We start from the raw sequence: 15,891 nt of genomic DNA, 5'->3' as shown, positions 1-15,891 counted from the left end.
ATCGCACTGACGCCAACAGCCGCCGCAATACCCATGAACTGGCGGCGGTTAATACTATGTGGCGCTTTATTCTGAGAACAATCTGACTTTTTCATACCCACTCCTAACGATATTGAAACTGCGGACTTAGCCACAACAGGGAAAGTTGCATTGCAGCGCTGTCGGCTTTGTTCAATACAATTTGGGTGTGTTCATCAATAGCATCGCCATATAAACCCGCGATCACTTTATCCACTACCGCTTTCGGCTTAACTCCTGACGCTTTAGCCGATTTTATTGCAGCAGACGCAAGCCTATTCGCAACTTGCATACGTTGAGTCAACGCCGAAGGGCTATTGTAGTCTCTGTCTTGATCCGACCAGCCTGCAGGTGAACCCGGTTTAAAAGGAGGCTGCCCTAAATTGTTGAGTGCATTGAATGCCTGTTTCTCGTTTAAAGAAATATCGGCACTACGAAGAACGGCAAACAGCCACTCCTTCGGCGGTCTAAAACGATTAGGGTTAGGTTTACTCGCCTCAGCACTGTTCAATAACAAGCGATAAACAGGCAGTAAATTCCCCTCGCCTCTCAGATATTCAGCAACCATTTGCTCTGAGAGTTCTTTAGGTATGTCGCCAATGAAATGCTGGCACAGCTTACCAACCAAGTACGCAGCAGTGTCTTTGTGGGTCGCTAAGGTTTTTAAACACGACTCTCCTTGCGAGACGCCGGATTGAGAATAAGCCTTTCCAAGCAGTGTGATACTTCCTGGCTCATGCAGGTTATTAGCAAATCGAAACCCAGCATCAGGAGATTTGAATTTAATGCCCCAGCCTGAAATCGCTTTTGCTAAGGCAATGACGTCTTGCTGAGTGTAAGAACCGTCAACGCCAAGAGTGTGGAGTTCTAAGATCTCACGAGCGAGGTTCTCATTGAGCCCCTTATTACGGCGCTTTCCGACTTTTGAATTGGGACCAATCGAGAGTTGATTGTCGAGATACAGAAGCATCGCAGGATGTTTAGAAGAAGCCATCAGCATCTCGCCAAAGTTACCATTCCAATGCTGGCGAACCACATCGTTTTCAATGCAGGCGGCCAAGGGCATCAGTTTTCGATTATCGACCGAGATGGCGAAGTGATTGCTCCAAAACTGAATGATGCGCTCTTGAAAACCATAAGGAGTTTCAACACTTTGTAGGTGGCGAGCTTGAGCTTGTTGTCGATACTGCGTTCGAAGAAAAGACTGCGCTTCTTTCTTCGTGGCTTGCATCTGTTGTTCGTCACCCTTGGCCTTCATTCGTTGTACACGATTCTCTCCTACTTTAATCAGAGTAGATTCAGTACTCGGTAAGTCTTGTATAGCTTGGTGAACGAATGGCTTTTTATCCAACTGTTCTACAGGAGAATAATAGGTTGTTTGACCTAGTTTTGGCCCAAAGCCAAACCTTTGTTCACCCACGATTTTTGAAGTCGGGTAATAATTCATTGCACACTCCCTTACGCTCGATCTTTTCTAAGTGTAATCGCTTAGTCATCAAGCATAGGGAGCTTTACAAGGTTTTACGTTAGATGGGTGTCAGGTGCCTATCAAGTTACAGACACGGTGTGATCATTTTAAATGTATATCTACTTGCGCCACATATACACAAACTGATCGTTTTGCGAGGTGATTTCAAAACCAAATCAGAGATACAACTCCCCAACTCGATTACCTTGCAAATAACACAGCTCTACTGGCTTACTGAGCTTGTCTGCGTGAGCTAAACAATCAGTCAAAACTTGGCTTCCAATACCCTTACCATGATATTCAGGCAGCAAGAAAAATCGGCAAAAGTAGAAGTGGTCACCTTTATCTTGCAGCAACACACTGCCAATCGCTTTGCCCTGATACTCAATGATTTCAGGCCTTTCCTCTGTCCACTCTTCGGCGTGTATGTCTCGTTGAATTTGGTCATCCCAGCCAAAAACAGCCTTGATTGGCTCATATTCAGCCGCCTTTTTTAGCTCGAACAGAAATTCATAATCTGATGACTGAGCAGCTCTTGTTGAATGCGAAAGAGCAGCTTTAACCATGTCCATATGATGTTGATTCCTGTTACTTTTCTACCGGGTTTAGTTATCAAGCTTAAGATAAGTGCATGGTGTATTCTTGATGTCCTGTGTGCTCATCAGTTTGTTCGCTCACAATAGAGAAACCTTGAGACAAGTAGAACTCAATGGTCGCTTGGTTCTCTTTATACACATTCAAAGACAGATTCGGGCATTCAAGCTTCGCGTGTTGGATAAGTTGCTTACCAACACCACAGCCTTGATGCTGTGGGCTCACAAATATCGCCGCTAAGATACCTTCATAAAACGAATAAAAGCCACAAACCTCACCGTCTACTTGATACACGTAAGTTATTGATGCAGGAATGTATATGTCGCGCATATTACCTACTTGAGACTCCCAGAACTCAGGAGCCACAAAGTCATGCGCCTTGATCGAGGCGGTTAACCAAATATCTAAAACGACCTCAATATCAGCTGGGTTGTACTCTCTAATCATCTTAATTCTCTAAAATTATTGCGTTTTAATATGCGAATCAGTATGTCGAGAAGCGACTTAAACTTATTGAAGATTTACGACAATTATTTGAAACAATGGTTACTGCTTCTTAACGTACTTCGCCGTAACCAGCATTTCACCGCCACCATCCAGCTTGCAATCTAGTTGGTGATCTTTGCCTTCATTGATGCGTCGAATCACAGCTTTAGTACCAATTTTCAATACGCTAGAACTGCCTTTAATTTTTAGATCTTTAATGAAGGTAACTTTATCGCCACTTTCCAATACAACGCCATTCACGTCCTTAACACGCGCGGCTTCTCTTTCTAAACGCTCTTCTTCTGGGTTCCATTCGTAGGCGCACTCAGGGCAGATTAGGTTGTTTTGGTCTGGGTAAACATATTCAGATTGGCATTGCGGGCAAGGAGGTAGAGACATACGTTAATACTTAATTTAAATAGAATTTGTTCCATTTTAATGGCTCTTGTCAGGCTTAGCGAGCATAAATCTAACAAGTTTTACGGAGAGCTAATTGTCTTCAAAAAAGAGCAGCACCTAAAACGAACAAACACAGCCGCTAAGCTGTGTTTGTTTAAAGGTTTAAAAAGCGGAACGGCTTAACGTTCGACTTTTGGTGAGTAAATCGAGTAAGCGGTAATTTGCCCTGCCACGATTGCCGAGAACATGAATAACGCCGATAAACCAATACTCGGGATAGGCAAAATCGATTGTTCAAACACCGACTGGCTGGCACTCACTAATACTCGGCTACCCGGAACCAAGATGATGATCCCTTGCACGATATAAATAGAACCCGTGAGCTCCATCTTCTTGGCAATCCAAGTTCCGTACAAAGTAATAAGAACCGTCGTCACCCAAGTGCCGACAACCCAACCACTATCAAAACCTAGATAGAATGGGCCCCACATACCGAGAACGGCAACTGGCAAACCAAGTAAGATGTCTTTAGGGCGAGCATTGAACATCACACCGATAGACACAGAGATCAGCACCAAGCCAGATATGTGCATCCACATCGGTACCGCGTTGGTATAGTCGATGGAGACCGCTTGTCCCCATATCGCTTCACCGATGTTGAGCCCCATGATAATCCCGACAAACAGCTTAATCAGGATTAAGGCGCTCTGCCCTAGCAAGCTGGTACCAGAAACCAAGTCATTAAACGCCAAACATTCTAATGCGTTAGCTATGGATAACCCGGGGACAAACAAGACAATCGAGGCGATACACAACGCCCACACCGGAATCGGCAACCCTGTGCTCGCCAGAAACGCCACGAAGATACCGGTTAGCAGTGCCGAGATGAACTCAACCGCGATAGCACGACGTGAATGAAGAACTTGCTGACATACCCACACCATCAAACCCAATAACGCAGAAAAGCCCACCGCTTCCAACGTACTGCCCACCAGCATCAAATAAGCAGGCGGAATACCCATATTGGCAAGTGCAGTCACAAATTTTGAGTAACCGACAGGTTCTGGTACAGGCTCACTGCTTGGCTGGTTAATGCGAATGATCGTATTGGCCAACAAACTCAGGTTAATTGACGCAGGCTTTAGACGCTTAAGAATAACGGCGTTGTTATCGTCTGGAAATTGATAGTTAATCGCAGTTGGCGTTGCTTGGATCATCACATCCACACCATGCTTTTTTGCATAGAATTGAGTGTATTTCTCTAGCTTGTAAGGAGCACAGCCACTGCGGTGAAGAGTGTCACCAATTTCAACAATTTTGTTAATTCGGAACTGAGAAGGCATGGGAATTTTAGGGGAGACAAAATGTGCGGCAAATGTACCAAACGATAGACGGAATGACGAGACTTTTGCGTGAATTATCAACTGAACTCGTTACTTTTTTCTGCAAAGGCTTATAAGTGCCTATAACTCTACTCATTTGGGATTAGTTTACTGAATGTTTTGACAGGCTGATAAGTTAAATTTATGCATTCAGATTGTTATTAGTGGACGCCAAAACACAAATAAAAATCAGTTTATGTTAACACTCCAAATTCCTTAATTTTCATGAGATTTATGACAACTAAGCACCACTAAAGCGTGTTTATAAATTGACTCGGATTTATCGCAAAAAGCAGCATGACATCTACTAATATTTCTCGCCCTCCTTTTAACGAGATTTTAGTCACGTTTTATTCACTCTGAAAGCGCCGAACATGATGGAAAAACTAGCGGAGTGGTGGTTATGCGAGCACTTAGAATAAAAATGAAAGAAAAAGGTTTCGTTTTCAGTTAGATGTGGCATTATCAAACTCGTTAAGACGATGTGCGTGCATCGTATAATGGCTATTACCTCAGCCTTCCAAGCTGATGATGCGGGTTCGATTCCCGCTGCACGCTCCAAGTCTCTTAACGCCTCAGTCTGACTCATAAGACAGTGTGCGTGCATCGTATAATGGCTATTACCTCAGCCTTCCAAGCTGATGATGCGGGTTCGATTCCCGCTGCACGCTCCAACTTCTCCTTAAGCTTCATTACGCACTTTCTTCCAGCGACACCCTATTCAAAAATTTTCGCCGTTTGCTAAGTCCATAATCATTAAATCTATACTGACTAAACTTATTTTATTTAAGCTTAGATTGACGAATCAACGCTAAGTGACCAACCAAAGCTATTAACTCCTTAAATTGCTTCGTATTTCTGACACCTATCCAAATCACACATTGAAGTTCAGCTTTTAATGATTTTCAAAATTGTTCCAATTTAATAATCTTGGTCAATATCTGCAAAAATCATTGTGGTAATGTGCGCGCATTAGCAACAACCCACAAATAATAAAAATGTTTGAAATCAATGAGTTAACAATTAACATCGAAGCAATTAATGTCGCGTTAGCAAAAGTTGAAAATGCCAATAAAATTCAGCTAGATACATTGAAAGGTTATGTGAACAGCGAGCCTGAACAGGCTGTACTGGCTTTTCGATCGCTGAATGAAGCAGAGTCAATCGATGACAAGTTTAAAAAGATCATGGCAGAGCTACCGCATCTGAGCGGCGAAGCACACCATCTGCTTGAAACTTCTATCTTGCTACAGTGACTATAAATAAAGATAAGCCTCAGCGAATCCCTCACAGCAAAGCGCTTTAGGTATAAGTTAAGACTTATCTTTAATTTTCTAGCCCTCATTGAATTTCTAATTCAACAAAGCGCTATTGATTAACGTCTAAAGCGTTAACGACTTCACCATACCCGCTTCAGCGTGACCAGGGATATTGCACGCTAACTCTACGTTATTATCACCATGGAAATGCCACAGCAATTGCTTCGCTTTGCCCGGCTTAACCGTGACTGTACTGCCCGAGTCATGAGCGTGATTACCCATTTTTTTCATCATTTCACGATGCTCTAGCTGCTCTGAGGCAGAACCAATCGAGAATTCGTGATCAATCTTGCCTGTATTCATCACAACAAACTGCACTACGTCATTTGGCTCTATATCGACCTTGTTTTTAAATGTGATTTTCATATCATCACTTAGCAGGACATGAACCACTTTATCCGGTTTTGCGCCTGTCGCAGGCATACCCACTTCAGACATGCCTTCCATATTCATCATCGAATGGTCCATCTCTTCATTTTTCATCATTGAGTGTTCCATGCCTGAATGATCTTTACTTGAATGGTCAACAGCTGAGTGGTCCATTTCAGCAAAAGCCGTTGCAGTAGTTAACGTCAGTGCAATCGCAATAAGTGTCTTTTTCATGATCGTTCCTTAGATAAATTCAGTTATTTATTTGTTAGTTTCACATGTTTATGTGGTAGGCCCTTACCCACTCTGTTTTGGTAAGTAAGGGCTAATAATCAATACGTTATTTGTTTGTTTCGTTTTGGCTATGCGTAATCTCACGCTGTTTCCAGAGCTTAAAGATTGCAGGCAACACCAGAAGGGTAAGCAACAGTGCAGACGCCATTCCGCCTATCATTGGTGCAGCGATTCTTTGCATCACTTCAGAGCCCGTTCCCTCGCCATACATAATTGGAATGAGGCCAATAATCACAGTAAGTACCGTCATCATCACTGGGCGAACACGCAGTCCTGCGCCCTCTCGAATCGCATCCGTTAAGTCTTCACTCTGAAGTGCTTGCTGGTTCTGCTCTGCATCCAATTTCTTGTAGTGCCATGCTTGGTTTAGGTAGACCAACATGATCACACCTATCTCAACAGCAACCCCGGCAAGGGCGATAAAGCCCACCCCTACTGCAATGGAGAAGTTGTAATTGAGGATATGCATTAGCCATAAACCACCCACCATTGCGAGTGGCAATGTCAGCATGATCATCATCACCTCACCGACACGGCGGAAGCTGAGGTAGAGCAATAACATGATGATGGCGATGGTAATTGGCACAACGACACTTAAACGCTCTTTGGCGCGCTCCATGTATTCGTATTGACCAGACCATGCCAGTGAATATCCGGCAGGCAAGACGATTTGATCTGTAACGACTTTTTGCGCCTCTGCCACATAAGAACCAAGGTCGCGCCCTTCGATGTCAACGAACACCCAGCCATTAGGACGCGCGTTCTCCGTCTTAATCATTGGTGGTCCATCTTCATAGCGAATATCTGCAACATCAGACAAAGCAATTCGCGCTCCATTTGGTGTCACTAACGGCAGGTTCTGCAGCTTAACGACAGAATCACGATAGCTTTGTGGGTAACGGACATTGATTGGATAACGCTCTAGCCCCTCAACGGTTTCGCCCACGTTCATGCCACCAACCGCAGTCGAGATAACCTGTTGCACTTCTTTAATGCTCAAGCCATATCGCGCAGCAGAACGACGTTTGATGTCTATCGTCACATAACGACCACCCGCAACACGCTCAGCGTAGACAGAAGCCGTACCACTGACGCTGTTGAGGATGGGTTCAAGTTGAGAGCCAATATCCTCAATCACGCGCAGATCTGGGCCTGCGATTTTGATACCAATTGGCGTTTTGATACCGGTCGCCAACATGTCGATACGCGTTTTGATTGGCATGACCCAAGCATTGGTCAAACCGGGGAATTGAATCAGATCATCAAACTCTTTACGCAGAGACTCCGTAGTGACACCGTCACGCCACTGTTCTCGCGGTTTAAGCTGAATAACCGTTTCAATCATAGTCAGTGGCGCAGGATCGGTTGCTGTCTCTGCTCGGCCAATTTTGCCCCAAGTGGTTTCGACTTCTGGAATGGTTTTGATGAGCTTGTTGGTTTGTTGCAACAACTCACGAGCCTTACCTATTGAGATACCCGGATACGTGGTTGGCATGTACATCAAATCCCCTTCGTCCAAAGGAGGGATGAACTCGCTGCCAAGCTTACTGGTTGGGTAATAAGCAGACGCCATTAAGCCAAGTGCAATAACAATCATCACCTTTGGATATTTTAGGCTGAGGTTCAGAAGCGGTTTGTACATCGCCACTAGGCTGCGGTTGACTGGGTTTTTGTGTTCAGGTAGCACGTTGCCGCGAATGAAGTAACCCATTAGCACAGGCACAAGCGTGATAGCCAAACCCGCCGCTGCCGCCATCGCATACGTCTTGGTAAACGCAAGTGGCGAGAACATCTTGCCCTCTTGCCCTTCTAGCGCGAACACAGGCACAAAACTCAAGGTAATGATAATCAGAGAGAAGAATAGCGGCGCGCCAACTTCTTCTGCTGCCTTACCAATCACTTGCCAACGGTTTTTGTCAGTGAGCGGAGTCCGTTCAATGTGTTTATGAACGTTCTCGATCATCACGATGGCACCATCCACCATGGCGCCAATCGCAATCGCGATCCCGCCAAGAGACATAATGTTGGCGTTAATACCCTGCCAATGCATAACGATGAATGCGCCTAAGATACCGACAGGCAGACTTAGCGCGATAACCAGTGATGATCGGATATGGAACAAGAACAGCGCACACACGACGGCGACCACGATGAACTCTTCAGCCAGCTTCTTCCAAAGGTTTTCAACGGCTGAATCAATCAAAGTAGAACGGTCATAAGTTGCGACAATCTCGACATCATCAGGTAAGCCAGCTTGCAGTTCAGCGAGCTTGGATTTCACCGAGTCGATCACTTCACTGGCATTTTCACCAAAGCGCATCACAATAACGCCGCCAACCGCTTCACCCTCACCATTGAGTTCAGAGATACCGCGACGCATTTGCGGGCCAAGATTAATGTCAGCAATGTCACCTAATAGCAGCGGTGTGCCTTTGTCGGTCACTTTTAGCGGCAGAGATTGAATATCTTCGATGCTTGTCAGGTAACCGGTCGTACGAACCATGTGCTCGGCTTCGGCAATCTCAACAACAGACGCACCGGTTTCTTGGTTACCATCTTGGATTGCCTTGTTGACTTGCTGAAGCGTTAGGTCGTAAGCACGTAACTTGGCAGGATCAATCTGTACTTGATACTGCTTCACCATGCCGCCAACGGTCGCCACTTCAGACACGCCTTCTACGGTTTGCAATTCATACTTCAAGAACCAATCTTGCAAGCTACGAAGTTCCGCTAAGTCGTGCTGACCGGTTTTATCTTGCAACACGTAGCTGTAAACCCAGCCCACACCAGTTGCATCTGGCCCTAGTGTTGGCTTAGCACTCGATGGCAAGTTAGGTGCAACTTGGCTTAAGTACTCCAACACTCGTGAACGCGCCCAGTACATATCGGTATCGTCATTGAAGATGATATAGACATAGGAATCACCAAAGAACGAGTAACCACGAACCGTTTCAGCACCCGGTACGGCTAACATGGCGGTGGTCAATGGATAAGTCACCTGATCCTCGACCACTTGTGGCGCTTGCCCCGGATAACTGGTTTTGATAATTACCTGAACATCTGATAAATCTGGAATGGCATCGACCGGTGTATTTTTAACGCTGTATAAACCGCCAAATACGATGGCGACAGTGGCAACCAGCACTAAGAAACGGTTGCTAATAGACCAGCGAATAATTGCATTGATCATAGTTCGCCCTCACCCGTGCTATTCGTCGGTTCGAGAGATTTGAGCACATAATCAGAACCTTGCTTCGCCACTAGAAACCGAATGGTTTGACCCTCGGCAAACTCAGATAAATCAAGGTCATCACTGGCTTGGAAATTCATTTCACCCGCTTTCCAATTCCACTCAGGGACTGGCTGATGTTTTACAGTGATCATGCCAAAATCTGCCATCAACATGGTGATGTCACCCGTTACCCAAACTTCGCCGGCGATCTTGTGTTTGTTGACCTTGTAATCAACAACCTCGTACTGCCCTGACTCTGTCTTTCTCATCTCAAAATCAATCGCCTTACCACGTTTCACGTCACTCATGTCTAAGCCTTCCGCAAAGGTGAAATTCATCACCATGCCCGGCCAATCCCATTCAGGAACAGGCTGATGGTTAATCGTCACCATGCGACTGCCTTGCATAACATCGGAAATTTCGCCATTTGCCCACACGGTTTCAGCTTCTTCCTCAACACCATTGATGCGTGACAGATCAGCAGATTGGCTCGATTCAGAATCCAACATGAAATGCGCAGAAGTGACAATGTTTTCGCCTTGTTCTAGCCCTTGAAGCACCTCTATTTTTTCGCCAGTTTCACGACCAACCTCAATACGAGCAGAGCGATACTTGCCAGAACCTTCTGACATCACCACTCGAGTCATACCACCGGAGTGAATCACCGAAGATCTTGGGATAGTAAGAACCGCTTCATCACTAATGGGTTTCAGCGCAATATTTGCAAACATATTTGGCTTAAGCTCGCCATGGGGATTGGAGAACTTCAAACGAACGCGCAAGGTTCGAGTTTTCGGGTCCAGAATTGGGTAGACATAATCGACGTTGCCCTGCCACTCCTTACCGGGAATCGCATCCAGTGTCATTTCGGCATTGCTGCCTGATGAGATCCAGTGTGCTTGGCGCTCAAACACCTCAGCATCAACCCATACCTCGCCTAATGGGCCAGCACTGATCACCGCTTGTGCAGGTGAAAGATAACCACCTTCTCGAATATTCAGGCTAGCGATGACACCATCCGCAGGCGCTTTGATTTCGATGGTTTGCGAGGCTTTCCCTTTACGAGCGATGGATCGTATCTGCGCTTTATCTACACCTAGGGTGACCAAGCGTTCAGTCGAGCCCTTGATCAAACCTTTACGACCCGTTTTATAAGCACTGATCAACTCTTCTTGTGCTTTAACAAGCTCTGGAGAATAGAGTGTGAAAAGTACATCACCTTTGTTTACCTTCTCACCCACTGCGTTGATGTAGAGCTTCTCAACCCAACCAGCTGCTCTTACGTTGGTTTGCCACAATGTACTTTCATCGAACGCCACATAACCCACGGTTTCAATGCGCGGTGATAGCGCTTCTCGTGTGACTTGTGCGGTTTTCACACCAAGGTTATTTTCCACGGAAGAATCAATAAACACGGTTCCGGGCTTATCTTTAGCTCCGCCGTTCACATCGTCTGCATACACAGGGATAAGATCCATCCCCATTGGCGACTGGCCCGGCTTATCACGCTGATAATTTGGGTCCATCGGAGCTACCCAATACAAAGGCTCATCGCTGGCCTGTTTACTTACATCTGCGCCTGTACTCGTTGCCATTGCTGACATGTTATGTGTTGGATTAATTAGAAAATGGTTCACACCAAAACCCAATGCACCACCGACCAATAAAGCGATTGTTGCTACTTTTACTGTACTCATTGTCTATTCCCTTATTGATTGGCTGTGTGTTTAGTTGCGCTTGAGCTGAGTTGTGGTTGGTTTACTTGGTATTCAAAGCCACTGACTAACGCCGCCAGTTTGCTGTTAACGATGTTGAGGTCGGTGATCAAACGTTGTTGCTCTAACTGAAGCGCCAGCTCATCGGTCGTTGCTGAAATGACGTCGTTAAACTGGGCGGTATTGTTTTGATAGCCCCTCTCAACCGCGCTGATTCGGGCTGCGGTTTGAGGAAGCAAGGACGTTTGATAGCGATCTAATCGCTGGATCAGATTTGATCTGTCCACCAGCAATGCGTTCACTTGCGCGTTCATTTGGGAAAGTAAGGTGTCTTTTTGAGATTTGGCCGCACCAACTTGATACTGAGCAGCCGATAAGTTCTTATCTTGTCGATTCCCCGTAAACAGCGGGATGTCGACAGTCAGATAGGCACTCACCAGATCAGAAGCAGGTTCACCTGCCATGTTATTGGCTTGACGGTGTGCATACATCACTTCCACCCCAAACTGCGGGGTATAAGCTTGCTCGGCTAACTCAACCTGAGTTTGATTGGAGGAAATACTGACATCGGAGATCTTAATCAAAGGATGGTCAGTCAGTAGCTGGTAGTGCTTGGTTGAATCGATATTGGTCGCTAATTTGCTTTCCAACAACGACCAATCGATTTGGTTAGTTGCATTCAGTGTGCCCTGAGAATCAAGAACCTGAGAGCCTAGCCAATCAGAACCCAACCATTCAGAAAGCTGAGAGATTAGACGACGCTGAACCTGCTGGTTTGCCTGAAGTTTCTCATCAAGCTTGCTCACTTGGAGCTGAGCATTAAGCAGATCTTGCGCTTCGCTTTTACCAATCGAGTAATTGGTTTGTACATAGTTTTCAAGCTCAACCAACAAACGACGATTTTGACGAATCACCGACTCAGCCTTTTGCTGATAACCCAACTCAAGCCAAAGCTGCGTCATGCTATTAGCAACCGTCAATTCTCTTGCGTGCACCTGCAAAGCTAAAGCATCTGCCTGTTGGCCTGCCTTTTTCTGTTGGAGGTTAAGCGTATCGCCACGCTCAAACTGCTGCATCAGCCCTACCGATATATTGGTCATCGGGTCTTCGTCGAATTGAAAGCTATCGACAGGCAAACCGCCAAATCCAACTTTCAATTTCGGGTCCATTAAGGTCGAGCTGGCAATGCCCGTTTCTCGCATCGCTTGAGACTGAGCAAAGTACTGTTTGCGATTTCCATCTTCGCTTAAAGCAATCTCAATCAGTGTATTGAGTTGCTGCGTCGAGCTTGCTTGGTCATGTGCTGAAATGTGTTGAGCACTTGAAGCTGACGCCGTGGTAGCCGCGAGCGTAGCACTTGAAAACAAGGCCATAGGCAAGGTAGCAGCAACCACTAAGCTCGTGTTCATGACAAACACAGAGGTTGTTGGTTTCATATTCACAATGAATGTCCATATCTAACGCTAATTAGCGCATAAAAAAGAATGGCTTATCAGATTTATCTAACTGATAGAGCTGTATTTTTAGATATAGATTTATGCGGAAGGTGGGCGTAGCAAAGATTGAGCGCGTGCGACTTTCTGGCCAATCGTGACCGATTGAAAACGAGCTAATGAAAAGGAAAGTTGATCAACGGCTTGAACAGCCTGAATTGGATAGGGACTTGCAGAACACATTGAGGCACAGCAATCGACACTCGAACAATGGTTACCCATCATCGAGCTACCGTCTTCGCTCATTGAAGACATATCGCATTGAGCCATCAAAGCATGGGCACTCATGTTAGAGTCTTCAGCGTGTACTTCTTCACTCATCACATGACACCCTGCCATTGAATCATTAACCGAAGTATCGCTGTGGTAACAAGCCGACTTGCTCGACCCCATTTCCATCATCATTACTTCAGTCATCAAGGCTGAGGAGCTTGAGGCATAGCTAGACATCAACATCGCAATGATGCTGAAAACAATAATCCAAGTTTTTCGGAATGTGTTTGTCATAGCTTACCTTTGAATTTACAACGCAACTGTAAACGTTCCCCTTAGGGTAAGGTCAATGCCATTGTGCCGATATTTACCTGACCGTTGAAAAAGTATTCATCCTCTCTTTCATCAAAATGAGATAATTCTTCGACTTTGCAGTTTTTTCTTTAAAAATTATCCAATTAGCTAGCGAAACCTCTATCTGTGTATTTTACTTAAGACAGTGCAACCACGATTCACGGATGATAAAAATGGCTAACAAAAAAAACGTCAAAGCAAACAAGAAAAATACAGAAATCAAAAATAAGAAAAGTAACGAGATAGAACAAAAGAAACCAACACAAAAAAAGAAGCGCAGACTGCATTCACATCTAAAAGTGAATATCCCACTTTTTCAGTCACTCATGATGATTTTGCCATCATTGGCTAAACACGCTGCTGCAGAAAGTATAGACAATTCCAGCGACGCTGCAGATCAAGTAACCGCAAATAACGTGACCGAAAAAGATGTCACCGATGACCATAGCAAGGTGGACTCATCAGCGGTTGCTCTCCAAGAAGCTCAGACGAGTGACAGCGACGTAAACTCCACCTTAAGTGCAAGTCATGCCGCCCATGGTTCGAGCTCTCACTTGGTTCCTTCTCATCATTTGTCGACGCTTTCTCACCCGCAAGTCCATTACATTCCTTCGGTATCGATGCCGACTATCTCCTCAGGGAGTAACGGTCAGCCGACTCATTCGAATGCGTCTACGACGCCCGCTTTACCTGTCACCTTTATGCCAGAAGTCATAAAAGGTACGTACGGAGAGCTTCATGTTGATGCAAATGGTCAATACACATTTGTATTGAACCCAAAATCCCCTCAATACATCCTGTTGAATCAGCACCAACAAGGCACTGACCATTTCTTGTTGCATCTATCTAACGGCTCGAGCATCATTGTTCAGATACCGGTAACAGGTAAGCAAGACACGCCAAATATTTCTGGGGACTTAACAGGTGTGGTAACAGAAGATCACAATATTGATTCACAAGGCTTGTTACATGCGAACGGCAAAATCGATGTCATAGACCCTGACCAAAATGAAAGTTCGGTTACGCCGGAAGTTATCTCAGGTAAATATGGTTCATTAACTATCGATGCTGATGGACATTGGCAGTATCAAGTTGATAACTCGCTCTCTAATGTTCAAGCTTTAACCGCAGCCACTTCACTGCATGAAAGTTTCACAATTCACACCAAAGATGGCACACCGCAAACGATCGATATGACGATTGGCGGAAACGACGACAATGCCGTAATTACGGGTGTGGATGCTGGCACGTTAACTGAAGATTTAACGACACAAGTTCAAGGGCAGCTTTCGGTAACGGACTCTGATCTTGGAGAGGACCACTTTCAAGCCTCACAAGTGACTAGTAATTTCGGTACGCTAAGCATCACCAAAGACGGTGCGTGGACATACAGTTTAGACAACAATAACCCAGTAGTTCAAAGACTTGGCCAAGGTTCAACTGCGACAGACATCGTCACTGTTCACTCTGCCGATGGCACACCACATCAAGTCACTATTACCGTTAATGGCACTAATGATACTGCTGTTATTTCAGGTACAAATTCAGGGGCGGTAACTGAAGAGTCGCAACTGAAAACGTCTGGGACTCTGACTATTACAGATACCGATAAAGGCGAAGATCACTTCTCGAATACCGATATCGCAGGTCAATTAGGCACCCTACATCTTAAAGATAACGGTAATTGGACCTACGATTTAGATAACAAAAACACGGCAGTTCAAGCACTAGCGCAAGGTAAAACGGCGACGGACACTATCACCGTTCACTCTGCCGATGGCACGCCACATCAAGTTACTATTACCGTGAATGGCACTAACGACACTGCGGTGATTGCAGGCACTAACTCTGGTGCGGTAACTGAAGAGTCGCAATTACAAACGTCTGGGACTCTGACTATTACAGATACCGATAAAGGCGAAGATCACTTCTCGAATACAGACATTGTTGGTTCATTAGGTACCCTACATCTTAAAGATAACGGTGATTGGACCTACGATTTAGACAATCAAAATCCGACCGTGCAAGCGTTAGCGCAAGGCAAAACGGCAACCGACAGCATCACCGTTCACTCTGCCGATGGCACGCCACATCAAGTTACTATTACCATCAATGGCACTAATGACAGTGCGGTGATTGCAGGCACTAATACGGGTCAAGTGACTGAAGAAACGGTATTAACCACATTTGGCACATTAACTATTAGTGACACAGACACAGGTGAAGCCCACTTCTCTGATAGCGATATTGTTGGTCAATTAGGCACCCTACATCTTAAAGATAACGGTGATTGGACCTATGATTTAGATAATAACAATCCAACCGTGCAAGCGTTAGCCCAAGGTAAATCGGCGACGGACACTATCACCGTTCACTCTGCCGATGGCACACCACATCAAATCACTATTACCGTTAATGGCACTAATGATACTGCTGTGATTGCAGGCACCAATACCGGTGCGGTAACTGAAGAGTCTCAACTTCAAACAACGGGCTCATTAACTATTAGCGACACCGATACCAATGAAGCGCACTTCTCGAATACAGACATTGTT

General features: G+C 45.3%; 12 protein-coding genes and 2 tRNA genes. 4 read left to right on the top strand and 10 right to left on the bottom strand.

Translation table 11 applies throughout. From position 1 onward, the window contains the following. Positions 1-103 precede the first annotated feature (103 nt). The 5 genes from A136_RS03145 to A136_RS03125 form a co-directional block, all read right to left on the bottom strand. Positions 104-1,465, bottom strand: coding sequence for a DUF1800 domain-containing protein (locus A136_RS03145; RefSeq protein ID WP_017064459.1), 1,362 nt, complete (start codon positions 1,463-1,465; stop codon positions 104-106). 197 nt (positions 1,466-1,662) lie between these two features. Beyond that, complete coding sequence (locus A136_RS03140; RefSeq protein WP_017064458.1) at positions 1,663-2,058, bottom strand: GNAT family N-acetyltransferase; 396 nt, start codon at positions 2,056-2,058, stop codon at positions 1,663-1,665. A 46-nt stretch (positions 2,059-2,104) separates the two neighbouring features. Then, positions 2,105-2,527, bottom strand: coding sequence for an N-acetyltransferase (locus tag A136_RS03135; protein WP_017064457.1), 423 nt, complete (start codon positions 2,525-2,527; stop codon positions 2,105-2,107). Between the two features lie 99 nt (positions 2,528-2,626). Next, a complete protein-coding gene (locus A136_RS03130) occupies positions 2,627-2,965 on the bottom strand; it encodes a zinc ribbon domain-containing protein YjdM (protein ID WP_004731484.1) in 339 nt (112 codons plus the stop codon). Between the two features lie 179 nt (positions 2,966-3,144). After that, positions 3,145-4,308 (bottom strand): threonine/serine exporter family protein, encoded by a 1,164-nt coding sequence (locus A136_RS03125; RefSeq protein WP_017064455.1) that lies wholly within the window; start codon positions 4,306-4,308, stop codon positions 3,145-3,147. A 525-nt stretch (positions 4,309-4,833) separates the two neighbouring features. On the opposite strand from A136_RS03125, the gene A136_RS03120 reads away from it, so the two are divergent. The 3 genes from A136_RS03120 to A136_RS03110 all read left to right on the top strand — a co-directional run bounded on the left by A136_RS03120 (position 4,834) and on the right by A136_RS03110 (position 5,603). Continuing rightward, positions 4,834-4,908, top strand: a tRNA-Gly gene (locus tag A136_RS03120). A gap of 38 nt (positions 4,909-4,946) precedes the next feature. Continuing rightward, positions 4,947-5,021, top strand: a tRNA-Gly gene (locus tag A136_RS03115). 324 nt (positions 5,022-5,345) lie between these two features. Beyond that, positions 5,346-5,603 (top strand): hypothetical protein, encoded by a 258-nt coding sequence (locus A136_RS03110; RefSeq protein WP_017064454.1) that lies wholly within the window; start codon positions 5,346-5,348, stop codon positions 5,601-5,603. 126 nt (positions 5,604-5,729) lie between these two features. Here A136_RS03110 and copI read toward each other — a convergent pair whose 3' ends face one another. From copI to A136_RS03085, 5 genes are all read right to left on the bottom strand, one after another. Then, positions 5,730-6,269 (bottom strand): copper-resistant cuproprotein CopI, encoded by a 540-nt coding sequence (gene copI, locus A136_RS03105; protein ID WP_017064453.1) that lies wholly within the window; start codon positions 6,267-6,269, stop codon positions 5,730-5,732. A gap of 106 nt (positions 6,270-6,375) precedes the next feature. After that, the gene (locus A136_RS03100; RefSeq protein ID WP_017064452.1) at positions 6,376-9,519 is read right to left on the bottom strand and encodes an efflux RND transporter permease subunit; all 3,144 of its coding nucleotides are present in this window, start codon (positions 9,517-9,519) and stop codon (positions 6,376-6,378) included. Next, positions 9,516-11,258, bottom strand: coding sequence for an efflux RND transporter periplasmic adaptor subunit (locus tag A136_RS03095; protein WP_017064451.1), 1,743 nt, complete (start codon positions 11,256-11,258; stop codon positions 9,516-9,518). Before A136_RS03095 ends, A136_RS03100 begins: the two co-directional genes overlap by 4 nt. Positions 11,259-11,269: 11 nt before the next feature. After that, positions 11,270-12,712 carry a TolC family protein gene (locus A136_RS03090; RefSeq protein ID WP_017064450.1) on the bottom strand — a complete coding sequence of 481 codons (1,443 nt, stop codon included), beginning with the start codon at positions 12,710-12,712 and terminating at the stop codon, positions 11,270-11,272. 99 nt (positions 12,713-12,811) lie between these two features. Then, entirely contained in the window at positions 12,812-13,276 is a 465-nt protein-coding gene (locus tag A136_RS03085) for a hypothetical protein (protein WP_017064449.1), read from the bottom strand. A 233-nt stretch (positions 13,277-13,509) separates the two neighbouring features. Here A136_RS03085 and A136_RS03080 point away from each other — a divergent pair. Further along, the coding region (locus A136_RS03080) for a VCBS domain-containing protein (RefSeq protein ID WP_029235217.1) at positions 13,510-15,891 on the top strand (2,382 nt) is incomplete at its 3' end.

The sequence above is a fragment of the Vibrio crassostreae 9ZC13 genome (genome assembly GCF_000272045.2).
In the GTDB taxonomy this organism is placed as follows: domain Bacteria; phylum Pseudomonadota; class Gammaproteobacteria; order Enterobacterales; family Vibrionaceae; genus Vibrio; species Vibrio crassostreae_C.
Note: the sequence above shows the minus strand (reverse complement) of the source record. Positions and strands in the feature narration are given on the sequence as shown.

Excerpts from the sequence above, each read along its gene's own strand:
- A136_RS03145 (WP_017064459.1), bottom strand. The coding sequence starts at position 1,465 with ATGAATTATTACCCGACTTCAAAAATCGTGGGTGAACAAAGGTTTGGC.
- A136_RS03110 (WP_017064454.1), top strand. The coding sequence starts at position 5,346 with ATGTTTGAAATCAATGAGTTAACAATTAACATCGAAGCAATTAATGTC.
- A136_RS03130 (WP_004731484.1), bottom strand. The coding sequence starts at position 2,965 with ATGTCTCTACCTCCTTGCCCGCAATGCCAATCTGAATATGTTTACCCA.
- A136_RS03140 (WP_017064458.1), bottom strand. The coding sequence starts at position 2,058 with ATGGACATGGTTAAAGCTGCTCTTTCGCATTCAACAAGAGCTGCTCAG.
- copI (WP_017064453.1), bottom strand. The coding sequence starts at position 6,269 with ATGAAAAAGACACTTATTGCGATTGCACTGACGTTAACTACTGCAACG.
- A136_RS03125 (WP_017064455.1), bottom strand. The coding sequence starts at position 4,308 with ATGCCTTCTCAGTTCCGAATTAACAAAATTGTTGAAATTGGTGACACT.
- A136_RS03100 (WP_017064452.1), bottom strand. The coding sequence starts at position 9,519 with ATGATCAATGCAATTATTCGCTGGTCTATTAGCAACCGTTTCTTAGTG.
- A136_RS03090 (WP_017064450.1), bottom strand. The coding sequence starts at position 12,712 with ATGAAACCAACAACCTCTGTGTTTGTCATGAACACGAGCTTAGTGGTT.
- A136_RS03085 (WP_017064449.1), bottom strand. The coding sequence starts at position 13,276 with ATGACAAACACATTCCGAAAAACTTGGATTATTGTTTTCAGCATCATT.
- A136_RS03135 (WP_017064457.1), bottom strand. The coding sequence starts at position 2,527 with ATGATTAGAGAGTACAACCCAGCTGATATTGAGGTCGTTTTAGATATT.
- A136_RS03095 (WP_017064451.1), bottom strand. The coding sequence starts at position 11,258 with ATGAGTACAGTAAAAGTAGCAACAATCGCTTTATTGGTCGGTGGTGCA.